The sequence below is a fragment of the Streptomyces sp. NPDC051133 genome (assembly GCF_040682635.1).
Taxonomy (GTDB): Bacteria; Actinomycetota; Actinomycetes; order Streptomycetales; family Streptomycetaceae; genus Streptomyces.
Genome location: NZ_JBFBBK010000234.1, coordinates 1 through 1374, shown reverse-complemented (window position 1 = coordinate 1374; position 1374 = coordinate 1). Strand labels below are relative to the sequence as shown.

Genomic DNA, 1374 nt, shown 5'->3' with positions numbered 1-1374 from the left:
AGCCGGATGCCGGCCGCCTCGACGCCCCTGAGAGCTGCGGTGACCTCCGGGTCGGACCGGTCACCGACGACGGTCCAGTCTCCGGCCGGTGTCTCTGCGGCCGGTTCGGGCGCGGCTGTCCACGCCACCTCGTACAGGTGCCGTCCGTTGCCCGAACCGGCGGTGAGGTCCGCCGGATCCGCGGCCCGCAGACGTACGCCCTCCAGCCGGCCCGCGAGGAGGCCGTCGGCGTCCCACAGGGTCACCTCCAGCGTGAGGTCGTCTCCGCTGCCGCCGGTGCGCCGCACGGACACGGTGACGTCGTCGGCGCCGTGGTGCGGCAGGGTGGCGCGGCTCACGGCGGTCGGCAGAAACACCCGGCCGTCGAAGGCGGCACCGTGGTCGAAGGCCGCGGCCACATGGAGCGCGGCGTCCAGCAGCGCCGGGTGGACCGGGTAGGGGTCGGACACGTCCCGGGCCACGGACGGCAGCGACAGCCGGGCCAGCAGCTCACCGTCGCCGGTGATCACCGCCTCCCGGACGCCCTGGAAGGCCGGCCCATAGCCGAGACCGAGTCCGGTCAGCCACTCGTAGGTCTGCGGACTCCACGCCGGTTCGGCGGCCTGCGGCCACACGGGCGGCTGCCCTGGCGCCGGGGCCTGTCCGGCTGCCGAGGCGGTGGCGTGCAGGATCCAGCCCGTGGCTTCCTGGCCGCGCGGGCGGCTGTGCACGGTGATCTCCGGCACCGGACCGGCTGTCACCACTTCGACGGACACCTCGACCGTGCCCACTGAGGGCAGGACAAGCGGCGTGAGCAGGAGCAGGTCGGTCACGTCGCCCGGGTCGCCGGGGCGGGCCGCGTCGAGGGCGGCGCGGCACAGCTCCATCACGGTCGTGCCGGACACCACGGTGCGGCCGAAGACGGTGTGGTCGGGCAGCCAGCCGGTGGTGGCGGGGGACCACTCGTTGCGGAAGGTCCAGCGGGTCTCGTCCGCCGACTGCAATTGGACGCCCAGCAACGGATGCGAGGCGCGGCCGAGCAGACCGACGGCGCCGGTGGCGGACTCGGGCTCGATCCAGTGGCGCTGGGCGTCCCAGGCGTAGGTCGGCAGGTCCGCGGGAGGGGTGTCGGTGACCAGGCGCCGCCAGTCGACCGGGTGCCCGTGCACGTGGAGTTGGGCGGCTGCTTGGTCCAGGCAGGCGGGTCCGTCCTCGTCGCGGCGGAGGGAGCCGACGGCGACCAGGTCGTGGCCGGCGTCCTCACCTGTCGTGTGCAGGGCGGTGACCAGGGACGGGTGGGGGCCGAACCGGTCTCGGCCGAGGCCCCGGAACAGGTCCCGGAAGAGGTCCCGGAGGAGGTCTCTGAAAAGGACGGCGCTGCCCCGCCCGCCCGTC

General features: G+C 74.7%; 1 protein-coding gene. It reads right to left on the bottom strand.

Going from position 1 to position 1374, the window contains the following annotated elements:
• Positions 1-1374: polyketide synthase dehydratase domain-containing protein (locus AB0N17_RS46700; protein WP_366017730.1), on the bottom strand; the 1374-nt coding region annotated here is incomplete at both ends.